Genomic DNA, 25,338 nt, shown 5'->3' on the forward strand with positions numbered 1-25,338 from the left:
GGTAGTAATGGACGTAGAAATGGTCGGTCTCGAGGGTGCGCCAGCGTGGGTCGCGCGTGGCGGCCCCGGCAGGCCGCCAGACGAGACACGCGAGCACGAGCCCGAGCAGCGCCAGGACCCCGCGCAGGCGGCGAGGAACACGGGCAGGGCGCGACGCAGGCACGGGCGCCAAGCCTAACAGGAGGCTCCGCCGGCCGGGACGCGAAGCGGGCCGCGATCGTCGGTGCGCGAGGTCGGTGGCGCGCACGAACCGGCGATCCGTGATGCAGCCGGCGGTCAGGCGGCGCCCCGGGCGCGTCGGGGCCCAGTCACGGCGCAGGGGGCCGTCACGGTGCGCGCGAGGGCCTCGCGGCGGGAGCGGACGGAGACACGGGGCTGGCGGCGGGATCGACCGGGGACGACGGGACGGGCTGCTCTGCGGTCCTGGGGGGTGTCGCGCAGGTCGAGGACGCGGCGCGCAGCTCGAGCTCCGGGCGGGGTGGCGTTCGTGCGGCAGCCGAAGCACCGGGGTTGCTCGGCGGGGCGGTGGGCTCGGGGATGGAGATCCGGCGTGGCAGCGGAGGAACGGGACGTTTCGGGTCGAGCGTCAGGATGAGCAGGGGCGGGCGTCGGTGCAGGGTGCTTCGGGGTCGCTCGACGGGCCGGGGATCACGGGCTGGCGTCGGTGCAGGCGCCGGCGTAGCAGCCGAAGAAGGGGGCGCAGTCGTTGTGGCTGTTGCACGGGTCGCCCTCCTGGCCGTCCCAGCACTGACCGAGCATGCACACGGGCGAGGTGGGGCCGCAGTCGTGGTCGTTCTTGCAGGGATCACCCTCGTTGCCGTCGTAACAAATGTGCTCGACGCAGCTCGGGGTGAACTCGGCGCAGTCGCCGTCGTTGTCGCAAGGGTCGCCCTCGTCGCCGTCGTGACACTGATGATCGTCCTCGGCGCAGTACGGGGCCGCGTCCGGGCAGTCGTTGCTCTCGAAGCACAGCTGGCCCTCGCCGACCGGCGCCGGCGGGGCGGTGGTGGAGGTGATGCCTCCGGTCGGATCGGACTCGCCCGTGGTGGTGTCGGTCGTCGTGGTGGTGGTGCCGCCGTCGGCGGGCAGGTCGGGCTCGGTGGCGCCCGAGGAGGAGGTGGTGTCGGTGGTGGGTTCGACCGGCTCGGAGTCGGAGGTGCTGGCGGTGCCTTCGCCGGTCGAGTCGGTGCCGGCGACCGGCTCCGCCTCCGTGGTGGCCGGGGTGACCGTGGTGATCATCGGCGGCGGTCCGGCGCTGTCGGTGATGCCGAAGCCGAACCCGGACGGCTTGTCCGGCTCGACGCACGCGGTGAGCGTCGCCAGACCGAGGGACAAATACACGATGTGTCGCATGAGCGAGCCTCGCTGGATCGTGGCGATCCGTCATCAGCATGTGCCCACATTTCCGCGCGGCATGATCAAATTCCATCGGCTGTGACCCGGACGGCAGCTGCCTCGCAGACGGGGCCCTGGTGCCTGTTGCGGGCGGAACAGGGGCGAATGGCCGGATTTTGCCGCGGGCGGTCTCGCGCCAGTGGACAATGTGCGTGTGCCGGTCACGACATTGGGACGCCGCGGAGATGCGCGCGGTGATGCGAATCATGATTGTGCAGAGTGGGTCGCTACGAGCGACGCGCGGCACGGGCGAGCGGCGACGGCTCGGCGGCCACGTGGGTGCCACACCGACGAGGTCGCAGGGCCAGGCGCGGGGGCTCGCGGCGGCGTGCGCGGGGTCAGAGGGCGTGGGCCTGGCGGGCGGCCTCGTGGGCGGCTGCCTCGGCGCGGCGCTGGGCGGCGCGCACGTGGGCCCACAGGCACATCAGCGCGGCCGGGGTGATGCCGGGGATCCGGGCGGCCTGGCCGGTGCTGGTCGGTCGCACGCGGGCGAGCCGCTCGGCGGCCTCGGTGGTGAGGCCGGGGAGGCGGCGGAAGTCGGTGCCGGGGTCGATCGGGAGGTCGGCCGCGCCGCCGCGCATGACCCAGATCTCCTTCTCCTGGCGGTCGAGGAAGCCGGCGTAGCAGCGCTGCGACTCGGCCCGCTCGGTCAGCCACGCGGGGGCGGCCGGGTCGGGCCGCGCGAGCAGCTGCTGGACGCGCTCGACGCGGGCGCGGGCCCTGTCGTAACGGACAGGGTCGATGAGACCTGCTGCAAAGGACATGTCCGAAAGGCGGGCGTCGGCGTTGTCCTCGCGCAGCAGCAGGCGGTACTCGGCGCGCGCGGTGAACATGCGGTAGGGCTCGTCGCAGCCCTGGGTGACGAGGTCGTCGATCATGACGCCGGCGTAGGCGTGCTCGCGGCCGAGGGCCAGCGGCGGGCGGCCGAGGGCGGCGAGGGCCGCGTTGGCGCCGGCGAGGAGGCCCTGGGCGCCGGCCTCCTCGTAGCCGCTGGTGCCGTTGATCTGGCCGGCGAACCACAGGCCCGGGATGTCGCGCGCGCCGAGAGTGTGGTCGAGGTCGCGGGCGTCGACCGCGTCGTACTCGACCGCGTAGCCGGGGCGCAGCATGACGGCCCGCTCGAGGCCGGGGATCGTGCGGATGAAGGCCTCCTGCACGTCGGCAGGCAGGCTGGTCGAGATCCCGCCGGGATAGACGCTGTGGGTGTCGAGGCCCTCGGGCTCGAGGAAGATCTGGTGGCGCTCGCGCTCGGCGAAGCGGACGATCTTGTCCTCGAGCGAGGGGCAGTAGCGCGGGCCGCGACCGACGACCTGGCCGCTGTACATGGCGGAGCGGTGCAAGTTGGCGCGCACGAGCTCGTGGGTGGCCTCGGTGGTCCAGGTGATCCAGCACGGGACCTGGGCGAGGACCGGCGGCGGGCCGTCGTCGGGCAAGGTGAAGCGCGGCAGCGGGTCCTCGCTCGGCTGCTCCTCGGTGCGCGCGTAGTCGAGGGTGCGGCCGTCGAGCCGCGCGGGGGTGCCGGTCTTGAGCCGGCGCAGGGAGAAACCGAGCGCGCGCAGGTGCTCCGACAGGGCCAGGGCGGGCGGCTCGCCGACGCGGCCGCCAGGGGTGGTGCGCTCGCCCGTGTGCAGGAGGCCGCCGAGGAAGGTGCCGGTGGTGACGACGACGGCGTCGCCGGCGACGACGGAGCCGTCCTCGAGGACGACGCCGCGGGCCCGCCCGGCCTCGAGATGGACGGCGGCGACGAGGCCCTCGAGGACGCGCACCTGCGGGTGGCCCAGGAGGGCGGCGCGGGCAAATTCGCCGTAGCGGGCCTTGTCGACCTGGACCCGGGTGCTGCGCACTGCCGGCCCCTTGGAGCGGTTGAGGACGCGCCCGTGGATCGCGCAGGCGTCGGCGGCCCGGCCCATGAAGCCGCCCATGGCCTCGATCTCCTTGACGAGGTGACCCTTGGCGACGCCGCCGACGCTGGGGTTGCACGGGGTCTGGCCGATCGTCTTGAGGCTGCCGGTGACGACGAGGACGCTCGCACCCACCCGCGCCGCGGCGAAGGCGGCCTCCAGCCCGGCGTGTCCGGCTCCGACGACGATGACGACGGGTTCCACGGCGGCGGGAGGGTAGCAGACGATGGTGGGGGTCAAAGCAGAGGGCGAGGTCGGGCAGGCGGCTTGCGCGGGTTCGCGCATCGTGGTATGGGGGCGGCGTAGCTGGCTGGAGCGGGCTGGTGCGTGCTCGGCGGAGCAGCTGATTCGTAATCAGCAGGTCTTCGCTCAGGAGGGCGCGTTCGCGCGCGTCCTTGGAGCCATTTGCCCGCGGGTGGGCTATCTTGGCGGACGTGACGGGCTTCGTCTCGATCGTCGGCGCCGGGCCCTGGGACCCGGAACTCCTCACCCTGGCGGGTCGCGAGCGGCTGACCCGCGCGGACGTGGTGATCGCGGATTACCTGGTCAACCCGGCCCTCTTCACCCATTGCCGCGCGGACGTCCACCTGTTCCAGCGCACCGAGAGCCCGCACGCGGGGGCCCACGGCGAACCGGTGCCCGACCAGGAGGCGATCAACCGCCTGATGGTCGAGCGCGCGGCGGCCGGGCTGTACGTGGTCCGCCTCAAGGGCGGCGACCCGATGGTGTTCGGCCGCGGCGCGGAGGAGGCCGAGGTGCTGGCGGCCCGCGGGATCCCGTTCGAGTTCGTGCCGGGCGTCAGCGCGGCGATCGCCGCGCCCGAGGCGGCCGGGATCCCGGTGACCCACCGCGACCACGCTCCCTGCGTCAGCCTGGTGTCGGGCTACGAGGCCTACGAGAAGGGCGGTCGCGCGGTCGACTGGGAGCACCTGGCCAAAGGGACAGGCACGCTGGTGCTGATGATGAGCGTGCGCAACTGCCGGCAGAACGCGGAGCGGCTGATCGCGGCCGGGCGCGACCCGGCGACGCCGTCGGCGGTGATCCGCTGGGGCACCCGGGGGATCCAGCGCACCGTGGTCGCGCCGCTGGGCCAGATCGCGGACCGCGTCGAGGCGGAGGGGCTGCGCCCGCCGGCGGTGATGGTGGTCGGCAGCGTGGTCGACCTGCGCCGGACGACGCAGTGGTTCGAGCGCCGGCCGCTGTTCGGCAAGCGGGTGGTGGTGACGCGGGCCCGCCAGCAGGCGAGCGACCTGCTGCAGCTGCTGGCCGGTCAGGGCGCGGACGCGGTGGCGGTGCCGTGCCTCGACATCGCGCCGCCCGAGGACCTGTCGGCCCTCAGCGGGGCGGCCCAGAGCCTCGACGAGGTCGACGGGGTGATCCTGTCGAGCCCGAACGGAGTGCGCGCGTGGTTCGACGCGCTGGCGGGGCTCGAGCTCGACGTCCGGGCGCTGCACGGCAAGTGCCTGGCGGCGATCGGCACCGGCACGGCGAATGCGTGCTGGGAGCGCGGGATCCGGCCGGACATCGTGCCGTCGGCGGCGCGCTCGGAGGGGCTGGTGGAGACGCTGGCGTCGCGCGGGCTGCTGGCGCGGCGCTGGCTGCACGTGCGCGCCGACGAGGGCCGCGACCTGATCGGGGAGGCGGTGCGCGCGGCCGGGGGGACGTACCGGCTGGTGGTCGGTTACCGGGTGATCCGGCCGAAGGTGCCGGGGCTGCTGACGCGCTCGCTGCTGCCGCCCGAGCACGGCGGCGAGGGGACCGACGCGATCTGTTTCGCCAGCGGCAAGACTGCGCGCCACTTCGTCGAGACGATCACGGAGGCCCACGGAGAGGCGCTGGCGCGCGAGATCCTGGGCCGGGCGCGGCTGGTCGCGCTGGGGCCGGTGACCGCGGGGGCGCTCGAATCGATGGGCTTGCGCGCAGACGCGGTCGCGGGCGGGCTGACCGACGAGGCGATGCTGGCGGCGGTGGTCGAGGCGATGGCCCGCGGGTAGCGCGGGCGTGGCGACGAGCGATGTCGGCGGCGGGGCGCCGCGGTGGCGAGTGATGCTGTCGGGGCGAGGCGCCGGGGTCGCGCGATGCTGTCGGGGCGAGGCGCCGGGGTCGCGCGATGCTGTCGGGGCGAGGCGCCGGGGTCGCGCGATGCCGGCGAGGCGAGGCGACGGGGTCGCGCGATGCCGGCGAGGCGAGGCGACGGGCTGCGGGTCGCGCGGGACCGGTGCGACGAGGCGAGCCGCGGGTCGTGCGGGGCCGGCGTTCGCGGGCGCGCAAGCGGGCGCGCGGGGGGCTCTCGGGGGCTCTCGGGCGAAGGACGAGCGGCCGAGCGTTTGTCCGTTGCCCGGCGGGCCGGTATCGTCGGGCGATGAGCTTTCTCCGCGAGTACGCGGCGAGCGAGGCCGGGGCGCGCACGGCCGTGACGCTGCGGTGGCTGGCGGGGCGCCCGCGCGAGCTGTTCGTCGAGCTGCAGCGCGAGCAGCCGATCTTCTCGACGCCGAGCTTCGTGCTGCTGACCCGCTACGCCGAGGCGCTCGAGGTGCTGACGCGCGGCGATGTGTTCCTGGGACATGCCCTCGAGGCCAGGCGACAGCCGCTGTTCGGCGGGTTCTCGCTCGACGAGCGCGAGGGGCCGCGGGCGGCGGTCGAGGCGGCGCTGGTGCGGCTGTGCGTGCGCGGCGAGGATGCCGAGCGGGTGGCGACGATCAGCCACGAGGCGGCCACCGCGGCGGTCTCGGCCGGGCGCAGAGCCGGCAGGTTCGACGTGGTGCGCGACCTGGCCCACGTGGTGGCGGGACGCGTGGCGGCCGAGTACCTCGGGGTCGGCGGGCCGGAGGAGAGCACTCTGGTGCGGTGGGTCGAGGCGATCGGCCGCGACATCGAGGACAACCCGACCGACGACAGCGAGATCCACGAGGAGGCCCGCGCGGCGGCGGCCGAGCTCGGCGGCTACACCGACACGATGGTGGCCTCGCGCCGGGCCCAGCGCTCGTCGGGGCGAATGGCCGGCGACGACGTGCTGGGGCGGCTGGTGGCGCTGCAGAACGTGGCGCACCTGCGGCTCGAGGAGCGTCGCCTCCGCGAGGTGCTGCTGGGGCTGCTGGTGGCGGGGATCGAGCCGATCGCGTGCTCGATCGGGCTGGCGCTCGGCGAGCTGATCGACCGCCCCGAGGCGCTGCGGATGGCTCGCGCGGCGGCGAAGGCCGGCGACGACGACGGGCTGTGGGCGGTGCTCCGCGAGGCGCTGCGGTTCTCGCCGCCGCGGCTGACGGTGTCGCGGATCTGCGGGGAGGACTATACCCTGGCCAAAGGGACAGCCAACGAGGTGGTCCTGCACGCGGGGGTGACGGTGGTGGTGGCGACGGCGGCCGCGGCGTTCGACCCGGAGCGCGTCGACGACCCGGAGCACTTTCGCCTGCACCGCCCCGATCACCACGACTTCCTGTTCGGCGAGGGGCCGCACGGGTGCCTGGCCCGCCAGGTGGCGATCGCGGCGGTCCGCGAGGGCTGCAAGGCGCTGCTCGGCCACGAATTCCGCCTGTCCGGGCCGCTGCGCCGCGACGGAGGGCGGCCGATCGCGTTCCCGGTCGCCCTGGGCCCGCTGCGCGCGGTCGGGTGAGACCGCCGCGGCAGGGGTTCGCAGGCAGGCCGCGGGGTGGGCTCCGAGGCGGGCGTTAGTGTCTGTCCTTTCGGACATGTTGGTTGGCGCGGCCGTGCTCGTGGGGCGGCGAGAGGATGTCCTTCGGGACATGTCGATCGCCGCGGTTGGTGGAGGGCGGCGGAGGATGTCCTTCGGGACAGGGGATGCGGAGGGGCTCGCGGCCGGGTGACGGCGCGGTCAGGGGGTTGGAGCCGGCGTGGCGGGCTCCGCGACGCAGGGACCTCCGGGGGGTTCCGAGAACTCGAGTTCGGCGTCGCCGGCGAGCTGGTCTTTGGGACATGGGATCGCGGACCAGCGAGCTCGAGCATATGCGGCGCACCTAGCGCCCAACCCATGAAAGCGGTCCGAGCAGCCTGGCGCCGTGGCCGCGGCGAGCCCGGCGATGGGCTTTTCGGGGCTGTTTGGGCCGGTTTGGCGGCGGGGGGCGGCGAGCGAGGGTGGCGTGGAGGTGCGTGCCGCCGCGCTCGTGCCATGGAGAAGCCATGACGACAGGGCAGAGCAGTTTCTCCACCGACATCGCGACCATCCGCAAGCGAGCGCGCGAGCACCTCGAGCAAGGCGCGCTCACGCCGAACTACGGCGCCGACGTCGAGACGGCGATCCGCGTGCTCAACGAGGCGCTGGCGACCGAGATCGTGTGTGTGCTCCGCTACCGCTTCCACGCGGTCACCGCGACGGGGATCGCCAGCGAGTCCGTGAAGGCGGAGTTCGAGGAGCACGCGCAGGAGGAAGAGGCGCACATGCTGTGGATCGCCGAGCGCATCAACCAGCTCGGCGGCAAGCCCAACTTCAACCCCGACGGCCTGTCGAGCCGCTCGGCGTCGCAGTACGTCGAGGGCAAGAACCTGGTCGACATGATCAAGGAAGACCTGGTCGCCGAGCGGATCGCCATCGAGACGTATCGCGAGATGATCCGCTACTTCGCCGAGCACGACCCGACCACGCGCATGCTCCTCGAAAAGATCCTCGCCCAGGAGGAGGAGCACGCCAACGACATGCACGACCTGCTGGTCGCGCACGAGGGCAAGCCGATGCTCGACCACTAGAGGGCGGCGCGAGCGGGCGGCGCCGCGTGCAGGCGGATGTCGTTCGGGACATGTTCGCCCGAGGCCCGGGCGAGGAGTCGCGCCGTCACGCGCAGCTCCCGACGACGCCGCGCAGGTAGCTGCGCTGGCGGCGATCGAGCGCGGCGGTGATCCGCGTCAGGGGCACTCCTCGGCGCGGTTGGCGGGCGACAGTAGGGGGTCCTCGTCGTCCTGCTCGATGGAGGTCGAGCCGCATGACGGGGCCGATGGGACTGGCAGCGGCCAGGGCGGCTCGCGTCGCCGGTCATGCCGTCAGGCGTAGCTCTCGACGACGCCGCGCAGGTAGCTGCGCTTGCGGCGATCGAGGGCGGCGGTGACCATCGTCAGCGGGCACTCCTCGGCGCCGTCGGCGAGGCGGATGATGGGCAGGCGGTAGTAGACGTTGTCCTCGTCGTCCAGCTCGATGGCCCAGGCGGCGTCGTCGAGGTTGAGCAGCATGACGAGGCCGATGTGACGGGCCGCGGCGTCGAGGATCTCGCGCTCGCCGATCTTCAAGATCTGGTTCGGGCGGCGGTACCTGGCCAGGAGGAAGGACTCCAGGGTGTCGAGGGACTCGAGGTCGGTGCCGAGCGGCTCGCCGATCAGGGCGTAGAGCTCGTCCCGGACCTCGACGTCGCCGGCCAGCCAGACCTGGAACGCCTCTCGCGAGTGCAGCAGCAGCGCTTCGTGCATGGGCGGAGCTTAGTCGAGGGGGGCGCCGATTGTCTCGACGGCGGCGCGGCTCGCAGGAGCTACGAACGGCGAGGACAGGTGGCGACAGCGGCCCGTCGAGCGGGCTCCGAAGATGGCCTTCGGGACATGTCGGGAGAGGCGACGGGCCTGGGCGCGGCGAGGGTCAGGAGAGCCGCTCGTCGAGCCAGGCGAGCGCCTCGGACTCGGTGCCGCACAGGCGGAGGGTGTTGGGGCGGCCGCTGAGGCGGAGCATCAGGTTGATGGCCGCGCGGACGAGCGGGCTGCTGGTGACGGTGCAGGTCGGGCCGGCCTCGCCCATGGTCTGAAGGTGCTTGCGCGCCTCGGTGGTGTACTCGGTGCCGCGCGGGACCACCGACATCGAGGGTTTCATGTAGTAGGGGCCGTCCTTGCCGAAGCGCTGGACGAACTGCTCGGCCTCGGTGAGGCCGAACTCGCCGGCGACGGTCACGCGCACGTACGGGCGACCCCGGGGCGTCAGGAGCTCTTCGAAGGCGATGGACATGGTCGTGGCTCCGCAGCGCGGCTGGGTGGATGGGAGGGAGCGACGCGTCGCCCCCAGTCCGCAACTTTAAGAAAGGGCGCGGGGGAGGGTCAATCGCGTCGCCGGCGGGTGTTTGCCGGGCGAGGTCGGGGCGCAGGCGTCAACGTCGTACTCGCGAGTGCCGCGAAACCGCGTGTGTCGGCGCGGCGTGGCGGTGAGCGCTGGCGAACGCGGGGGCGCTGCGGGATCTCGCGCGGGTGCTTCCAGCGCGACCAGAGTGAGCGCGGAGCAGTGGGCCGCCGAGCGTGGAGCGGTGCATCCACGTGGGGGCTCAAGTGCGGACGGGCGAACGACGGCGAGGGCGAGTCTGGTCGTTGCCGCGTGGCAGCGGGGATCGAGCGCGGGCGGGCGAGACGAGAGTGCGCCTGGCTGGTCGATGAGACATGTCGACACGGACATGTGGAATGGAGCATGACCGTTCGGGCATGTCCGAGAGGTCACCCGCCCCAGAAGGCGACGACGTCGGCGATGGTGTCGCGCGGGCGGAGGACGGTGACCGCGTCGCCGTCGAGGCCGAGGGCGGCGGGGATCGCCCGGCTGCAGTAGCGCGACCACATCGACAGGGTGTAGGCGCCGGTGTCGCGGATCAGGACGTGGTCGCCGGGGGCGAGGGCCGGCAACGGGAGGTCGCGGGCGAGCACGTCCCCGCCGAAGCACAGCGGGCCGGCGAGGGTGGTGGCGACGGGGTCGCCGGCGAGGGGCAGGCCGTCGCGGCCTATGGCGAGGAAGTCGTGGTGCCACTCGTGGGGGCGGTAGACGCGGCGCACGAACAGGTCGGCGCCGACGTGAAGGCCGGCGACGGGGCCGGGCTTGACGACCTCGACGCGCGAGACGACGAAGCCGCAGTCGGCGAGGATCGAGCGGCCGAACTCGGTGACGAGCTGGACGTCGCCGCGGAACAGGTCGGGGACGGCGGCGCGCAGGGCGGCGGCGTAGGCCGTGGGAGTGAGGCGTGGGGCGTCGTCGCGGTACTGGGCAGGCAGGCCGCCGCCGAGGTCGAACATGTCGAGCGGGACAGGTCGCACGGCGACCAGCTCGCGCCGCAGCTGCCACACGCGGGCGACGCCGTCGACGAGCTCGGGGATCGTGACGCCCTGCGAGCCGATGTGGACGTGCAGGCCGGTGAGGAAGCGGTGGCGGGCGAAGGCCTCGACGATGGCAGAGTGCTGCGACAGAGGGACGCCGAAGCGGCTGCCGCGGTGGCCCACGCTGGTGAGGGCGATGGCGGCCTCGGCGAGCTCGGGGTTGATCCGCAGGCCGATCCGGCTGGCGCAGGCCGGGGTGTGGAGGGCGGCGATCCGCTCGATCTCGGCGAAGTTGTCGGCGTTGATCCGCAGGCCCATGCGCAGGGCCTCGGCCAGCTCGGCCTCGGTCTTGACCGGGGAGTCGAAGACGATCCGGTCGGGGCTGCAACCTGCTCGAAGGGCCAGGTGGACCTCCTCGATGGAGGCGGCCTCGAGACCGGCGCCCGCGGCCACCGCGACGCGCAGGACGCCGACCAGCGGGTTGGCCTTGATCGCCACGGTGTGCAAGGCGCGGGGTCCCGCGAACGCAGCGGCGACGTCGGCGAGCTTGGCGCGGAGGCGGTCGAGGTCGTGGACGAGCACCGCCGGCTCGTCGGCGTGACCGGCCGCGCGTACGCGGCGGAAGGCCTCTGCGAGCTGTTCGGGCGCAGGACGGGCGTCGACGGCGATCGGCACGATCGAGAGCGTCGCCCATGTCGCGCGCGCGCGCCAGAGCGCCACACCCCTCGCATGGCGGCGCGCTGCCTGCGGCGACGGCCGCTGCGCGGGTCGGCCACGGCGGCGTGAGGCGTTGCGAGGAGCCGAGGTCTGGAGCGCGTGCGGCCGGCGCCGCGTCAGTTGCGTTCGCTGGTGAGGATCGCCTTGGCGGCGTCGTGGCCGCTCTGGACGGCGGACTCGATGGTGGCGGGCAGGCCGGTGCGGACCCAGTCGCCGGCCATGTAGAGGCCGCGCACGGGGCCGGTGACCTCGGGGCGGCAGTGGTAGGTGCCGGCGGCGTGGGAGATGGTGGCGCGCTTCTCCTTGATGACCTTGAAGCGCTTGATCTTGGGGCCCTGGGGGCCGGCGGCCGGGAAGTAGCGCTGGAGCTCGGACTGCAGCAGCGCCTGCAGGGTCTCCGGCGGGTCGTCGACGCAGGCCCGGGCGGCGCTGATCGTGCAGTTCATCATGACCTCGCTGCCGACCTCGCCCTCGATCTGCGAGCGGTTGAACATCCAGTGCAGCGGGCCGGCGACCAGGCCGACGAACGGGTCCTCAAACGGGGCGCGGTCGACCGAGAACCACAGGTTGACGATCGGCGACGGGCGCAGGCGGGCGATGTCCTGATAGACAGGGTGGTTGGGCAATGTCCCCGGGAGCATGTCCAGAAAGGCTTGCGGGGGGACGGTCGAGACGACGACGTCGGCGGCGAGGGTGTCGCCCGACTTGAGGGTGACGCCGGTGACGCGCGAGTTCACGACCTCGAGCGCGCGCACCGGCTCGCCGAGGCGCAGCTCGCAGCCGCGGGCGCGCAGGTAGGCCAGCGACTGCTCGACGTAGAGGCGCGACAGCGGGACCTTGGGCACGCCGAGGCGCGAGGCGTCGCGGCTGGTGAGGAAGGCGCGGTCGAGCACGGCGGTGAACATCGCCGCCGACGAGACCAGGGGGTCGTCGTTGAGGGTGCCCCAGATCAGCGGGTCCCAGAAGGCGTTGCGCAGGGTCGCGGTCTGGCCCAGGCGGCGCAGCCAGCTGTCGCAGGTCTCGTTGTCGTCGGGGCGCTGGACCTCGCCGCGCAGCATGAGGCCGGCGCGCAGGGCCGCGGCCTTGTCGAGCACGCCGAGCCCGCGCATGGTCAAAAGGCCGGTGGCGAGGTGCAGCGGCGCCGGCAGGGCCGGGCACTGCAGGTGCAGCCGCTTGCCGCCCGGCTTCACCATCGTCACCTCGAGGTTCTTCTGGAAGTAGACGCCGTCGGTGCTGTCGATCGCGCGCAGGAACGCCAGGGTCTCGCGGTAGCAGCCCATCATCAGGTGCTGGCCGTTGTCGACCTCGCGGTCCAGGGTGGCGTCGTGGAACGAGCGGGCCCGGCCTCCGCCGGCGCGGGTGGCCTCGATCAGGGTGACGACCCGGCCGGCCTCGGCCAGGCGCACTGCGGCGGACAGGCCGGCGAGGCCGCCGCCGATCACGATGACGCTGCGGGTGCTTTCGGACATGACGGAAAGGACATTCTCGAGAGGACAGGGCCAAAGCGACAGGTCCGGGGGGACATGGCCCCCGGGACAGGACGCTCAGGACAGGACGCTGGCCCCGGCGCGGGCCAGCGCGAGGAAGGCGACGCGGAGCTTGTCGCGGCGGCGCAGCGAGGCGCGGCGGGTGAACACGTTGTAGTTGCGGGCCCGGATCTCCTGCAAGATCTCGTAGTAGGTGCGGCCCATGATCTCGGCCGGCAGGAGGCGGCGCTGCTGGATCTCCGGCAGCAGCGCCCAGGCGGCGTGGTACTCGCGCTCCGCCGCGGCGGCGAAGTCGGCCGCGGCGCCGACGAACCGGCCGTCGTAGCGGTAGTTGAAGACGTCGTCGGGCGTGAGGCCGTGGCGCGCCAGCAGCTCGAGCGGGAGGTAGATCCGGCCGCGCGCGGCGTCCTCGGCGACGTCGCGGAGGATGTTGGTGTACTGCAGCGCGAGGCCGAGGTGCTCGGCGTAGCGGCGGGCCGGCTCGCGCTGGTCCTTGAAGAGCGCCAGGCACAGGAAGCCGACGCACGAGGCGACGCGGTAGCAGTAGAGCCGCAGCTGCTCCATGTCGTCGTAGGTGTTGCGGTCGAGGTCCATGGCGACGCCGGCGATGATCTCGTCGAAGGCGTCGCGCGGGTAGTGAAAGTGCTTGTTGCTCTCGGCCAGCTGGCGCCCGAGCTCGGTGTGCGGCGGGTCGTCGTCGACGTAGGCGTCGCCGTAGATCCGCGCGACCTCGGCGCTCCAGCCGGCCAGGGCGCGGCGGGCCGCCTCCTCGCCGGCGGGCCCGGGCTCGCGCTCGTCGACGATGTCGTCGACGACGCGGCAGAACTCGTAGACCTGCTGCAGGCCCTCGCGCTGCTCGGGGCCCAGGAACAAGAACGCGAACTTGAAGTTCGAGTTGGAGCGCTGCACCAGCCGCCGCCACAGGGCGACGGCGCCGCTCGGGATCGTGCGCGCGAGTTCCATGAGCTGGGCCATCGTGCAGCTACACCTCGCCGCGGAGGAAGCGGCGGCCGAACGAGAAGATCGAGCGCGCGGCGATGCCGAGCATGTCTTGCTTCTCGAGGGTGGGGCGGAAGCCGAGCACCTCGTAGTCGAGGTCCTCGATGCGCTGGAGGATGGCCATGCCGCCGCGCCAGGTCGCCTCGAGCTCCATCGACAGGCCGGGCTCGACGCGGCGGACCAGCGGGTAGCCGCGGAGGAACATGCTGCGGCAGCGCGAGACCGAGAACGCCATCAGCTCCTTGAAGGCGCGGGTGTGGCGGGCGGCGAGCAGGTCTTCGCGGGTGACGTTGAAGTGGACGAGGTCCTCCTCGGGCAGGTAGCAGCGGCCGCGCGGGGTGTCGACGCTCAGATCCTGGAGGAAGTTGGCGATCTGCAGGGCGGCGCAGATCTCGTCGCTGAAGCGGTGCAGCTCGGGCTCGTGGTGGCCGTGGACGTAGAGCACCAGCTGGCCGACCGGGTGGGCCGAGTGCTTGCAGTAGTGGCGCAGCTCGGCAAACATGCCGTAGCGCTTCTGCGTGAGGTCCATGCGGAAGGCGGTCAGCAGCGCCTTGAACGGGCCGATCGGGATGTTGTGGCGGCGCACCGTGTCGCGCAGGGCCAGGAACACCGGGTGCTGGATCTCCTTGTGGTAGGCGGCGACCAGCAGCTGCTCCCAGCGATCGAGGGCGTCGACGCGGCGGCTCTCGAACCGCGGCTCGTCGGCGAAGTCGTCGGCGGTGCGGGCGAAGGCGTAGATCGCCATGATGTTCGGCCGCAGGTGCGCCGGCAGGAAGCGCGAGGCGACCGGGAAGTTCTCGTAGTGCGTGGTGGCCATGCGCTCGCAGTAGCGATAGGCCGTCTCGAGGGTCCACGGGCCGGGAGGGGCCCCGTCGGGCGAGCTGACGCGCTGACCCTCGAGGTCGCCCTCGGGAGGCGGAGGGACGCAGAAGAGGCGGGGTTCCGTGGCGCTGACCATGACGGGGTTCTCCGAGGAGTGACAGGCGAGGCGAGGTCGTGCGGGGCTTCGGCGATCGTGCTGGTGCAGGACGCGGTGTGTCGTTGCGAGCCGCCGCGAGGTTCTCAGGGTGAGCGGAAGTCTAACGGCTTTCGGATCGGAGCTCGTGCAGCAGGAGGACCGCGCGATCGTGCTTGATCTCGGCCGACTCCACGAGTCGGTGGACGAGGAGGTCGACCTCCGCGCCCTGGGCCCCGGCCCCGACCGCGACGGAGCGGGCGTGGAGCGACATGTGGCCGCGCTGGATGCCTTCGGTGGCGAGGGCGCGCAAGGCCGCGAGATTGCTGGCGAGTCCGACTGCGGCCATGACTTGACCCAGCTCGGCGCCCGAGGTCGCGCCGAGGATCTCGAGCGCGAGCCTGGCCGCGGGGTGCACCTTGGTGGCGCCCCCGACCACGCCCACAGCCGCAGGCAGGCTGATCGCGCCGCACAACCAGCCTTCGGGGTCGAGCCGCCAGGTGGCGAGCGGACGGTAGGCGCCGGTGAGACCCGCGTACGCGTGGGCGCCGGCCTCGATCGCGCGCCAGTCCTGGCCGGTGGCGAGGGCGACCGCGTCGACGCCGTTCATGACGCCCTTGTTGTGGGTGGCGGCGCGGTAGGGGTCGAGCTCGGCGAAGCGCGAGGCGGAGGCGATGCCGGCCGCCGCGGCGGCGCCCGAGAAGCCGCGCCCGGCCAGCGCGCCAGGAGGCACGCGGCAGGTGACGTGGGCCCGCCGGCGATCGGCGAGGTTGCTGAGGATCCGCAGACCGGCTGTCCATCCGGTCATGTCCGAAAGGCGGGGCGCGAGGACCTCGGCGATCGTGTTGAGCAGGTTGGCGCCCATGGCGTCCTGGCAGTCGACGACGACGTCGACGACGAGCATGTCGGGCGCGAGGACGCGGACCAGCAGGTCGCGCGCGCCGCCGCCGCGAGCGACGAGGCGCGGGTGGGCCGAGTCGGCGAGGGCGAGCAGGTCCCCCCGCGCGGCGTGGATGGCCGCGACGGCCGGCTGCGGCGCGGGCTCGCCGGCCCTGGGCGCGGTCAGCTGGACCTGGGCGATCATCCACGGCGGGTCGCTGCGGGCGAAGAAGCCGCCGCCGGCGCGGATCATCTTGGCGGCGTTGGAGGCCGCGGCGACCACCGAGGCCTCCTCGACGGCCATCGGCACCAGGAAGTCGCGGCCGTTGATGCGGAAGTTGGTGGCGACCGCGAGCGGGAGCTCGAGCGTGCCGATGACGTTCTCGATCAGGTTGTCGGCGCTGCCGAGGTCGAGGCTGCCGGGGTCGAGGGCGGCGAAGCGGTCGCGCGGGATGTGGGTGGCGGCCGCGACTGCGTCGCGCCGGCCGTCGACGCCGAGGCGGAAGAAGCCGGACATGCGCGAGGACAGCGGCGGCCGCTCGTCGCGGCGCAGGCCGGGGGCGGCCACAGGGAGGCGGCCGATCGCGGCCAGGCCGTGCTCGCGATGCAGTCGCTCGGCGAGCAGGTCGAGGTCGGCCTGACGGGCGGCGAACACGACCACGAGGTCGCCCCCGCCGGCGCCGCTCGGCTTGGCGGCGAGGCCCATGCGCGCGGCCTGATCGACGATCGTGGCGATCGTCGGGGTGACGATCGGGGCGTCGCTCAGGCGCTGCAGGGCGCGCAGGCCGTCGTTGTGGAGGGCGACCGCGTCGCGGATGGCGGTGAGGCCGACGTCGGCGTCGGTGCTGTCGTAGCCGCCGCGGAACAGCTCGGCGGCGCGGCGCAGCTGGGCGGTGGCGGCGGCGTGGGCGGCGGGGTCGCGCTCGCCGGCGGCGCGGACCTGCTGGACGAACGAGGCGGTGTCGGCGGGCGCGCCGGCGTCGAAGAAGCCGATGTGCAGCCAGGCCGGGTGGGCGACCGGGACCGGGGCCTCGCCGCGGGTGAAGGCGATCGTGCCGCCGAGGACCGCGCAGGCGACGTCGGCCCCGCTGCCGCCGCCCTGGACCTGGGCGTGGGCGGCCTGGGCCAGGCGCAGGGCGATGGCGCGGACGGCCGGGTCCTCGAGGTCGTGGCCGGCCTCGGCGAGGTGGAAGCCGACCACCGCGGCGACGGCCGCGGCCGAGCTGCCGAGCCCGAGCTTGCGCGCGCCGGCGGCGAACGAGCCGGTGTCGACGCTGGTCAAGGGGCCAGGTGCTTTGGTTCCTGTGCTTTCGGACAGGAACTGGCGGACATGCGCGTAGGCGGCCTCGGTCAGCGCCGAGGCCGGCGGGCGGTCGGGGTCGTCGCAGTCGGCGGCGACGGCCCGGCGGCCGACGGCGGTGACGAGGGCGGTGGCGCCGGCGAGCACCGCGTACTCGCCGATCAAGAACGCCTTGCCCGGGGCGGAGACTGCCAGGCGGGTCACGCGAACACCTCGACGGTGGGGTCGGGGCCGGGGCCGACGACGTCGACCGCGTGGACCCCGGCGACGCCGCGCAGGCGGACGGCCAGCTCGTCGGCCTGGTCCGCGGCGCACAGGACCTTGACGTGCGGTCCGGCGTCGCTGGTGACGTAGCCGCGCAGGCCCTCGGCGCGCAGGCGCCACACCGCGTGGATGACGTCGAGGGTGGCGCCGCGCCAGTACACGATCGGCGGGCGGCTGGCCATCATGCAGGCGTGCATCTTGAAGCAGGAGTGTTCGAGGATGTCCCCGAGGACAGCCAGGTCGCGGGCCGCCAGCGCGGCCTCGGCGGCGGCGAGGTCGGCCTCGGAGGTGTCGACCCACGGGCCGTAGTAGGGCGAGGTGTCGCGGCTGCGCTGCATGCCGGCGGTCGAGCCGATCGCCTTGGGGCCGCGCTCGGTGTGGACGATGAGCAGGCGGACGTCCCAGTGCGACTGCGGCTGCAGCGGGTAGGCCCGGCAGTCGCTGCCGTCCGGGAGGACGCCGCGCTCGAGGCGGACGAAGCCGCCCCACAGCGAGCGCGCGGCCGAGCCGGAGCCGCGGCGCGCGAGGGCCGAGAGGGCGGGCCGGCCGGGCTCGTAGTCGAAGGCGGCGGCGGCGGCGAGGGTCAGCGCGGCGAAGCCCGAGGCCGAGCTGGCGAGGCCGGCGGCGGTGGGCAGGTAGTTGTGCGAGGCGACGGCGCAGGCCGGGCGCGGACCGGCGTGGCCGGCGGCCTGCCACACGCGGTCGAGCTGGCGCATCACCTTGGCCGCGACCTCGCCCGAGGCTGGCTCTTGGTTCAGGTGGAAAGAGTCCTGGTCCCCGGGACAGACGGTCGTCTCGCTGCGCAGACGATCGAGGGTCAGCGACAGCGAGCCGACGGCCGGCAGGTTGAGGTCGGGCGGCGACGAGTCGCGCTTCCCCCAGTACTTGACGAGGGCGATGTTGGTGTGGGCGACGGCGCGGGCGCTCTTCATGACGCGGCGACCTCGACGAACAGCGGACGGAGGGAGGGGAAGGCGGCGGTGAGTCTGTCGGGGGCGTCGCCGGCGAGGGCCAGCAGGCAGCCGCCGCAGCCGGCCCCGGTGAGCTTGGCCCCGCGCGCGCCGGCGGCCCGCGCGTCGGCGGCCATGCGATCGAGCGCGGGCGAGGAGACGTCGAGCGCGCCGAGCAGGCCGTGGGCGACGTCGAAGAGGACGCCGAGAGTGTCGAGGTCGCCGTGCTCGATGGCGTGGATGCCCGACTCGACGGCCTGACCGATGGCGATCAGGACCGGGCGGACGACGCTCGGCAGGTGCTCGAGGCGGCTGCGGCAGCGCGCGACCTGATCGGCGGTGCTGCGCGGGATGCCGCTGGGGATGATGCAGAGCGGCAGCGGGGCGCCGGGGTTGATCGAGCGCGGCGGCTCGCCGCGGACGTAGCGGAGGACGCCGCCCTGGGCGGCGACGCGGCTGTCGAGGCCCGAGGGCTCGCCGTGGAACACGCGCTCGCCGGCCAGCGAGGCGGCGACGACGTCGTCGACGCCGGCGTCTGGCCCGAAGACCAGGCGGGCGAGAGCCACGGTGAGCGCCGCCGAGGAGCCGAGGCCGGCGCGCGAGGGCAAGGCGCTGGTGCCGTGGATCGCCCAGCCGGTGACGGGGCCGTCGCAGTGGGCGAGGACCTCGAGGCAGGCGCGCGCGACCGGATGATCGCTGCCGGCGTGCAGCTCGAGGTCGAGGTCCCAGGCGGGGACGGTGAGGGTGATCGGCAGGCGCGGGTCGGGCCGCGGGCGCGCCTCGAGGACGATGCCCTGCGGCAGGCCGGCGGCGACGGCCGGGTAGCCGTAGACGACGGCGTGCTCGCCGAGGACGATGACCTTGCCGTGCGCCTCGGCGCGCGGGTGCAGGGGGATGCTCATCGCCGCGGCTCCGGGACCCAGCGGGCGAGGGTGGGGCCGAGCACCCGCGGGGCGCGCTGCAGGTCGGCGACGGTGCGCGAGCCGGTGAGGAGCATGATGCTGCGGACGGTGAGGACGACGCGGCGGAGGAAGGCGACCACGCCGTCGTAGCCGCCGGCGCGGTGGGCCTTGAGCACCGGCGCCGCGAGACCGCCGGCGGTGGCGCCGAGGGCGACCGCGCGGGCGACGTCGCTGCCGGTGCGCAGGCCGCCGGTGGCGACGATGCCGCGGAAGCCGAGGCCCTGGACCTGCAGGACGCTGGCGGCGGTGGGGATGCCCCAGTCCCACAGCTCGTCGGCGAGGGCCCGCTCGTCGGGGTCGACGGCGCGGTGGGCCTCGACGGCGACCCAGCTGGTGCCGCCCGAGCCGCTGACGTCGAGGTGCTCGACGCCGACGCTGCGGACCCGCTCGGCGACGCCGCGCGACAGGCCGCAGCCGGTCTCCTTGGCGACGACCGGGATGTGCAGCTCCTCGACGAGGCGGCGCAGGGTGTCGAGGCCGCGCGAGAAGTCGCGATCTCCGCCCGGCTGGACGATTTCCATGGCCGGGTTGAGGTGGATGCAGAGGGCGTCGGCGCCGGTGTCGCGGCACAGGGTCGCGATCTCGGCGGTGGTCATGGCGCGGGCCTGGACGATGCCGAGGTTGCCGAGCAAGAGGACGTTCGGGGCCTGCTCGCGGACCTTGAAGGTGTGGGCGGTGTGCGGGCGGACGAACATGGCCCGCTGGCTGCCGAGGCCGAAGCCGAGGCCGAGCTGGTCGGCGGCGCGCGCGAGGTCCTGGTTGATGACCGCGGCCTCCTCGGTGCCGCCGGTCATCGCGGCGATGACGACGGGCGCGCGCAGGCGCTTGCCGAGCAGCTCGACGCTCGAGTCGATGTCGTCGAGGTGCATCTCGGGCAGGGCATCGTGCACCAGCTCCACCTGCTCCAGGAGGCTGGTCTTGTCCCGGAAACCGACGTTGTCGCCGGCGCACAGGGCGAGGTGATCCTTCTTGCGCTGCGAGATGTCGAGGCGATCGGCCATGAGCCCCGGCAATGTAGCTGCTAGCCCCAGGTGGCCGCCCGCTCCGCCACGCGCCGGCCCGTGCGGAAACTCGTTCCCGCGCCCGGATGTCGCAAAAGACGGGCGCCGGCGCCGCCCGGACCCGTGATCCGCAGCACAGGGCCGAGCGCCTTCGGGTGATCCCGCAGCCGGTCCGCACGCGCGCGCACGGCCGCTCGAACCGCGTTCTCAGGACATGTCGGATCGGGCATGACCGATCGGCCAGGTCATTCCAGGCCGCGTGGGAGGGCCCTCCGGATGGCCGCGAGCGAGGTGCCGTCCTCCAGAAAGAGGGTCTCGCGGACCTGCGGCAAGAAGAAGGCGGAGAGGTCGCGGGTGTTGCGCGGGAGGACAGCCCGCACGGGTCGCCGTCGTCGGCGAAGAGCCGGCCGTCGACCTACCCGTCGGCTCCGCCGCAGCAGAGGCCGTGGTCCGCGAGCCAGCGCGGAGGTTCAGCGCGGCGCGCTCGATGCCGAGCTGCAGCTCGGCCCGCCGTCGCCGGTGAGGGGCCGACGCTGCGATCGATCTGTCCGTAGGACCAGGTGCCGGGCGAGACGGCGGCGTCGCGGACGAGATGTCCGAAGGGTCATGTCGAGACCGATCGCCACAGACGCCCGTCGCGGCGAGCGCGACGGAGCGAAGGCGCGAGGTGTCCGAAGGGACATGTCGAGTCGCAGGGCCCGAGGTCGCGAACTCGAGCCCGGATCGATGGATCCGGGGGTCGGGTCTCCGCGGCCCCAGGCCGCCGGGAGCGCTTGTCGGGCCGATGTTGCTCTGATAGAGGTCGACGCATGGTCTTCGCTCGTCGTGCTTGTTCGTGCGCGCTGTTGTCCATGCTCTGGCTCGCGGCCTGCAGCTCCGCGAAGGAGCCCGGCGAAACTGCCACCGAGGGATCGGGCAATCCGAGCGGCGATCCGACCGGCGGCGGTCAGGGCCACGCCGCATGCGAGAAGTACCTGGCGTGCGTCGCGGTCGTCTTGCCGTCCGAGCTACCCGACGCCGAGGCGGGCTTCGGCCAGGCGGGGACGTGCTGGCAGAGCACGCCCGAGATCGCGCAGGGCTGCGTCGACGCCTGCGAGTCCGGCCTCGTGGCCTTCGCCATGATGTACCCGAACGAGCCGGCGTGCGGCGGCAGCGGGATGGGCACGACCGGCACGACGGAGAGCCCCACGACGACGGAGGGGACGACGACGGAGGGGACGACGACGGAGGGGACGACGACGGAGGGGACGACGACGGAGGGGACGACGACGGAGGGGACGACGACGGAGGGGACGACGACGGAGGGGACGACGACGGCCACCACCGACACCTCGGCCGGGCCGATGACCACGGACATCGGGCCGTGCGAGGACCTGCCCCTTCAGCCCGACGGCGCGACCTGCACGCAGCCGAGCGGGTGCGGCTGCAGCTCCGGCAAGTGCTTCGTCTATCCGGTCTTCGGCGGCTATTGTGGCGAGTGCCTGGTCGACGCCGACTGCGACGGCGGAGGCTGCACGGGGCCCAACCCGTTCACCGGCCCGGGGGCCGTGTGCAACGACGGCGGCCCCGGCGACGGCTGCCAGTCCGACGCGGTCTGCTCCGACCCGAACAACGGCGTCTGCGCGGCGGTCATCGAGGTCCCCGGCATCATCACGGTCTCGACCTGCGGCGAGTGCCAGACCGACGCGGACTGCAGCGCTCCGACGCCCGTGTGCGCGCCGAAGTACGACGTCGCCGATTTCAGCGGGCGGTTCGACTGCGTGGCCAAGGGCTCGGTGGCGAACAACGGCGGCTGCAACAGCGACGCGGCCTGCGCGTCCGGCCACTGCGGCGCGGCGAGTCTCATGGGCCTGGTCCAGTTCGGCGTCTGCGGCGAGTGCCTCACCGACGCCGACTGCAGCCCCGGAGAGCAGTGCGTCGAGGGGGAGGCCGACCTCGGCGGTGGCAAGCTGACCGGCGCGACTTGCGAGTGAGCGCGTCGGCGCCGGCGTGAGCAGGGTCGATGGGACATGGTGGTGAGGACATGTCCATGCGAACATGTCTTTTTCGACATGCCACTCGTCGGTCGTGAGGGCTCGATCTCAGGGGAGAGCTGTCCCGAGGGGCAGGTTACGGTCCGGAGGCCTCGGCGCGGGGGACCGCGGGCGCAGGTCGGCTGCGAGGTCGCGGCGGACGACGAGGCTGCCCGGCGGACGCAGGTCGGCTGCGGGCGACGAGGCCGCCCGGCGGCCGTGTGCGCCGGCTGCCCATGAAGGCGACGAGGCTGCTCGGCGGGCCGTGTACGTCGTGCTCATGACGGCGCCGGGGCGCATCCGCGGCCGCGACAGCGCGCCGGTCCCGTTCCTGGCGCGCGCGCCAGGTCGAGCGGTCCGGCTGGCGTGCGCGGCGGGCCAGCGCCGCGACCTCGCCGCAGCCGCGGCCGTGGGGCCGGGTTCAGGGAGCGGGGCCCGCGGCCGCTCCGCCGCGGTTGCGCGCGGCCAGGGAGTCGCGCTACGGATCGGGCGCGATGCACCTGACGCAAAGGCTCCCCAACGGCGTGACCGTGTACAAGTGGCCGCACAACGTCGAGCCGACCGCCGAGTCGGTGGCGGCCGAGATGGCCCGCTTCGGCTTCCGCAGCTACGACCTTCAGACCGTGCCGCCGTGGTTCTTCCGCAGCCGGCACGCGCACGACGAGGAGGAGATCCGCGGGGCGGTCAGCGGGGTGACGACGTTCCACTTCGACGAGGGGCCGGTGACGCTCGAGGCCGGCGACATCCTGATCATCCCGTCGGGGGTGCAGCACGAGGTCCGTAGCCACAACGGGCGCACGTTCTCGGCCTACAAGGGCTCGCGCAGCGGCGAGCGCCACGTCACCGAGCACGGCGACGGCCGCGGCAGCGTCGAGGACCTGGCCGGCGGAGGCAAGTCGTGAGCCACCTGATCGCCCTCGACCTCGACGGCACGCTCGAGGACAGCCGCGACGACATGGTGGCGGCGGTGCTGCGGGTGCGCGCGAGCTTCGGCCTGTCCGAACAGCCAGGTGACACGTACCGCCCGTACGTGAACGCCGGCATGGACCACCTGTACCGCAGCTGCTTCAAGGAGTACGTCGGCGCGGGCGGGACGGTCGACGACGTCCGCGCGGCCTACGAGGCCGACTACCTGGCCCACATCGCCGACACGACCCGGCTCTACCCGGGGATGGGCGACGCGCTGGTCGAGCTGGCGGCGCTCGGCAGCCTGGCCTGCGTGACCAACAAGCCGCAGCGCCTCAGCGCGGCGCTGCTCGAGGCGCTCGGGGTCGGGCGCCTGTTCTCCGCGGTGATCGGCGGCGACACCTGTCCCGAGAGCAAGCCGAGCCCGATGGTCCTGGCCGAGGCCAGCCGCCGCGTCGGCCGCACGGGCGCTGCCCTGATGATCGGTGACTCGGCCGCGGACGTGAAGTGCGGGCGCTCGTTCGGCGCGACGACGATCTGGTGCGCGTGGGGCTACGCGGCCGACCCCGGCGCCGAGACTCCCGACCACCGCGCCGCGACGCCGCTCGACCTGCCTCGGCTGGTGCGCTCGCTGGTCGCGTGAGGCGCGAGTCGTGACGACGGCGAGGCTGTCCGAAGGGACATGCCTCGTCCGGGCATGTGCCTCGTGATTCGTCGCGCTTGCTGGCCGTGCGGGGGCCTTCGTGGTGCGTCATCCGGGGATCTCCGCTTCTCGTCGGTGCCCGATCCATGATGTCTTGGCCCTGGCATGGAACCCCGCCTCAAGTCCCCCCCGAGCAAGCTGGCGAAGCTGAAGCCGGCGATCGCCGCCCTCCTTCCGGGGGGCCTGCCCGCCGACGTCGCCCGCTTCTACGCCAAGAGCGACGGCCTGAAGTTCTCCTTGCAGGGCGAAGAGGCCGTCCTCGTCGGCCTCGCCGAGATGTTCGGCGGGCTCAAGAAGGGGGCGTTTCGCGGGCACGTCGTCGTGAAGAAGGCGGACCTGGACGAGCTCGAGTGGTCGGATCTCCCGTTTTACGAGCGTTTCTTCAATGAGTATGCGGACGTCTTCGACAAGAAGTCGCTCGACCGGCTCAACCTCCGCATGCGGCTCAAGCTGCTCGTCAGCGTCGCGGGCGAGTCGACCGAGCTCGGCATCGACTACTTCGACGCGAAGCCCACGATCTACTTCGTGCACCGCGCCGACGCTGCGTACCCGCTGAAGGACCTCGGGTTCGACGACTTCGTCGAATGGTTCGCGAAGTTCGGCACGCGCCGCTGGTACTTCGCCTTCCTCGACAAGAAAGCCGAGGCGAGTCTCAACATCGATCTCCGCGCGGAGCTCGAGCGCTCGCTCGAGGATTTCCCGCCGGAAGCATGGGCGCCGCTCCTCGCGCGCCTCCCGAAGAAGAAGGAGCCCGGTCCCGTGCGCGCGCAGGTGCTCGCCGCTGCGAGTGACCGACCGGTCGTCCTCACGTCCTTCCCGCCGCTGAAGCAGCCGCCCGAGGTCCTCGACGAGGAGCACCCGCGCGGCGTGGCGTTCAGCGCCGACGGCCAGCACCTCGTGGTATGGGGCGCCAACCACGAGGTCGTCGTCCACGACGTGGGCCGCCGCGAGCGGCTCTGGAAGCAGAAGCACGCGGAGGCGATGGACCTGTCCGCGGACGGCCAGACCGTCGCGGTGCTCGAGCACCCGCGGGCGAGCGAACGCGCCGATCGGCTCGTGCTGCGCGCGTGTGCGACGGGCAAGCCGCTCCATCGCGAGCCGTGGCGGCCGGGCTGCGCGCTCAAGACGCTGGCCTGCGTCGGAGGCGGCAGGGTCGTCGTCGCCGACACCGCCGACACGCTGCACGTCCTCGACGTCGCCACGCAGCGGACGCTGAAGACGGTGCCCCGCGTGAAGCACGTGCGCCGGCTCGGCGCCGCCGGCGACACGGCCCGCGTGCTCGCCCACATCCAGGCCTACGACGAGGGCGCCATGGCGCTCACGGGCCCTTCCGCCGTGAAGCTCCTCGATCTCGCGACCGGGGCGGTCGTGACGAGCTGGGCCGGCGCCACGACCTTCGCCGCCTCGGCCGACGGCGCACTCGTGGCACTCGGCTCATCCGGCAAGCGGTCGGTCGTGCGGATCGTCGAGCTCGAGTCGGGTCGCGTGGTCCACGAGCTCCAGGGCGGCGCGACCAACCCGGACGAGGACCCCCACGCCGGTTTCCATCTGGCGTTCTCGCCCGATGGCGCGCGGCTCGTCGTCAGCGAGCGGGTGTACGACGCGAGCAGCAAGACGGTGACGAGCACGGTGAGCCTCTACGACGCGAAGCTGGGGACGCTCGTCGAGCGCGTCGACCTCGGACGGAACCCCGAGCGCCCGCGCCTCACGATCGACGCCGAAGGGCTCGCCCTCTCGGCCGATGGCGTGCTCTGCGTCGCCGCCGACGCGTACGGCCTTCGCCTCTGGCGCGTTTGACGTATCCCCTTCGCTCGTGTGCCGACGATCAGGTCGGCGGCGTGACGGCGAGCCGTCGGGCGTACGGCAGCAGCGTCCGCGGCAGAGACAGCTCGCTTCCGAGGCAGGGGA

General features: G+C 73.3%; 19 protein-coding genes. 7 read left to right on the plus strand and 12 right to left on the minus strand.

The genetic code is table 11. The annotated features are described in order from the left end of the window. Positions 1–648: 648 nt before the first annotated feature. Complete coding sequence (locus O0S08_RS21190) at positions 649–1,353, minus strand: hypothetical protein (protein ID WP_269041016.1); 705 nt, start codon at positions 1,351–1,353, stop codon at positions 649–651. Positions 1,354–1,733: 380 nt separating this feature from the next. Then, the gene (gene mnmG / locus O0S08_RS21195) at positions 1,734–3,500 is read right to left on the minus strand and encodes a tRNA uridine-5-carboxymethylaminomethyl(34) synthesis enzyme MnmG (RefSeq protein WP_269041017.1); all 1,767 of its coding nucleotides are present in this window, start codon (positions 3,498–3,500) and stop codon (positions 1,734–1,736) included. A 230-nt stretch (positions 3,501–3,730) separates the two neighbouring features. Between mnmG and cobA the strand changes: the two genes are divergently transcribed. The 3 genes from cobA (at position 3,731) to O0S08_RS21210 (ending at position 7,997) form a co-directional block, all read left to right on the plus strand. Next, entirely contained in the window at positions 3,731–5,290 is a 1,560-nt protein-coding gene (gene cobA / locus O0S08_RS21200) for a uroporphyrinogen-III C-methyltransferase (protein ID WP_269041018.1), read from the plus strand. Between the two features lie 368 nt (positions 5,291–5,658). Continuing rightward, on the plus strand, positions 5,659–6,909 hold the full coding sequence (locus O0S08_RS21205) for a cytochrome P450 (RefSeq protein ID WP_269041019.1): 1,251 nt from the start codon (positions 5,659–5,661) through the stop codon (positions 6,907–6,909). Between the two features lie 524 nt (positions 6,910–7,433). Continuing rightward, positions 7,434–7,997: a ferritin-like domain-containing protein gene (locus O0S08_RS21210; RefSeq protein WP_269041020.1), complete on the plus strand. Its 564-nt coding sequence runs from the start codon at positions 7,434–7,436 to the stop codon at positions 7,995–7,997. A 291-nt stretch (positions 7,998–8,288) separates the two neighbouring features. Here the strand turns inward: O0S08_RS21210 and O0S08_RS21215 are convergent, their stop codons facing one another. The 10 genes from O0S08_RS21215 to fni all read right to left on the minus strand — a co-directional run bounded on the left by O0S08_RS21215 (position 8,289) and on the right by fni (position 19,809). Then, positions 8,289–8,708 carry a hypothetical protein gene (locus tag O0S08_RS21215; RefSeq protein WP_269041021.1) on the minus strand — a complete coding sequence of 140 codons (420 nt, stop codon included), beginning with the start codon at positions 8,706–8,708 and terminating at the stop codon, positions 8,289–8,291. Between the two features lie 163 nt (positions 8,709–8,871). Next, positions 8,872–9,231 (minus strand): hypothetical protein, encoded by a 360-nt coding sequence (locus O0S08_RS21220; RefSeq protein WP_269041022.1) that lies wholly within the window; start codon positions 9,229–9,231, stop codon positions 8,872–8,874. Between the two features lie 476 nt (positions 9,232–9,707). Beyond that, positions 9,708–10,970 carry a type III PLP-dependent enzyme domain-containing protein gene (locus O0S08_RS21225; protein WP_269041023.1) on the minus strand — a complete coding sequence of 421 codons (1,263 nt, stop codon included), beginning with the start codon at positions 10,968–10,970 and terminating at the stop codon, positions 9,708–9,710. Between the two features lie 158 nt (positions 10,971–11,128). Continuing rightward, entirely contained in the window at positions 11,129–12,481 is a 1,353-nt protein-coding gene (gene hpnE / locus O0S08_RS21230) for a hydroxysqualene dehydroxylase HpnE (RefSeq protein WP_269041024.1), read from the minus strand. 75 nt (positions 12,482–12,556) lie between these two features. Next, positions 12,557–13,462, minus strand: a complete 906-nt coding sequence (locus tag O0S08_RS21235) for a phytoene/squalene synthase family protein (protein ID WP_269041025.1) — start codon at positions 13,460–13,462, stop codon at positions 12,557–12,559. A gap of 19 nt (positions 13,463–13,481) precedes the next feature. Then, positions 13,482–14,456, minus strand: coding sequence for a squalene synthase HpnC (gene hpnC / locus O0S08_RS21240; protein WP_269041026.1), 975 nt, complete (start codon positions 14,454–14,456; stop codon positions 13,482–13,484). Positions 14,457–14,577: 121 nt separating this feature from the next. Then, positions 14,578–16,836, minus strand: a complete 2,259-nt coding sequence (locus O0S08_RS51090) for a hydroxymethylglutaryl-CoA reductase, degradative (RefSeq protein ID WP_276082613.1) — start codon at positions 16,834–16,836, stop codon at positions 14,578–14,580. Further along, a complete protein-coding gene (mvaD, locus tag O0S08_RS21255) occupies positions 16,833–17,828 on the minus strand; it encodes a diphosphomevalonate decarboxylase (RefSeq protein ID WP_269041027.1) in 996 nt (331 codons plus the stop codon). Before mvaD ends, O0S08_RS51090 begins: the two co-directional genes overlap by 4 nt. After that, positions 17,825–18,748 carry a mevalonate kinase gene (gene mvk / locus O0S08_RS21260; protein WP_269041028.1) on the minus strand — a complete coding sequence of 308 codons (924 nt, stop codon included), beginning with the start codon at positions 18,746–18,748 and terminating at the stop codon, positions 17,825–17,827. The genes mvaD and mvk overlap by 4 nt, the downstream gene beginning before the upstream one ends. Next, positions 18,745–19,809 (minus strand): type 2 isopentenyl-diphosphate Delta-isomerase, encoded by a 1,065-nt coding sequence (gene fni, locus O0S08_RS21265; protein WP_269041029.1) that lies wholly within the window; start codon positions 19,807–19,809, stop codon positions 18,745–18,747. The genes mvk and fni overlap by 4 nt, the downstream gene beginning before the upstream one ends. A gap of 851 nt (positions 19,810–20,660) precedes the next feature. On the opposite strand from fni, the gene O0S08_RS21270 reads away from it, so the two are divergent. The 4 genes from O0S08_RS21270 (at position 20,661) to O0S08_RS21285 (ending at position 25,227) form a co-directional block, all read left to right on the plus strand. Then, a complete protein-coding gene (locus tag O0S08_RS21270) occupies positions 20,661–21,782 on the plus strand; it encodes a hypothetical protein (RefSeq protein ID WP_269041030.1) in 1,122 nt (373 codons plus the stop codon). A 533-nt stretch (positions 21,783–22,315) separates the two neighbouring features. Further along, the gene (locus O0S08_RS21275; protein ID WP_269041031.1) at positions 22,316–22,723 is read left to right on the plus strand and encodes an AraC family ligand binding domain-containing protein; all 408 of its coding nucleotides are present in this window, start codon (positions 22,316–22,318) and stop codon (positions 22,721–22,723) included. Beyond that, positions 22,720–23,370, plus strand: a complete 651-nt coding sequence (locus O0S08_RS21280) for an HAD family hydrolase (protein WP_269041032.1) — start codon at positions 22,720–22,722, stop codon at positions 23,368–23,370. The genes O0S08_RS21275 and O0S08_RS21280 overlap by 4 nt, the downstream gene beginning before the upstream one ends. Positions 23,371–23,535: 165 nt before the next feature. Next, the gene (locus O0S08_RS21285; protein WP_269041033.1) at positions 23,536–25,227 is read left to right on the plus strand and encodes a WD40 repeat domain-containing protein; all 1,692 of its coding nucleotides are present in this window, start codon (positions 23,536–23,538) and stop codon (positions 25,225–25,227) included. Positions 25,228–25,338 lie beyond the last annotated feature (111 nt).

The sequence above is a fragment of the Nannocystis punicea genome (genome assembly GCF_026965555.1).
Lineage (GTDB): Bacteria > Myxococcota_A > Polyangia > Nannocystales > Nannocystaceae > Nannocystis > Nannocystis punicea.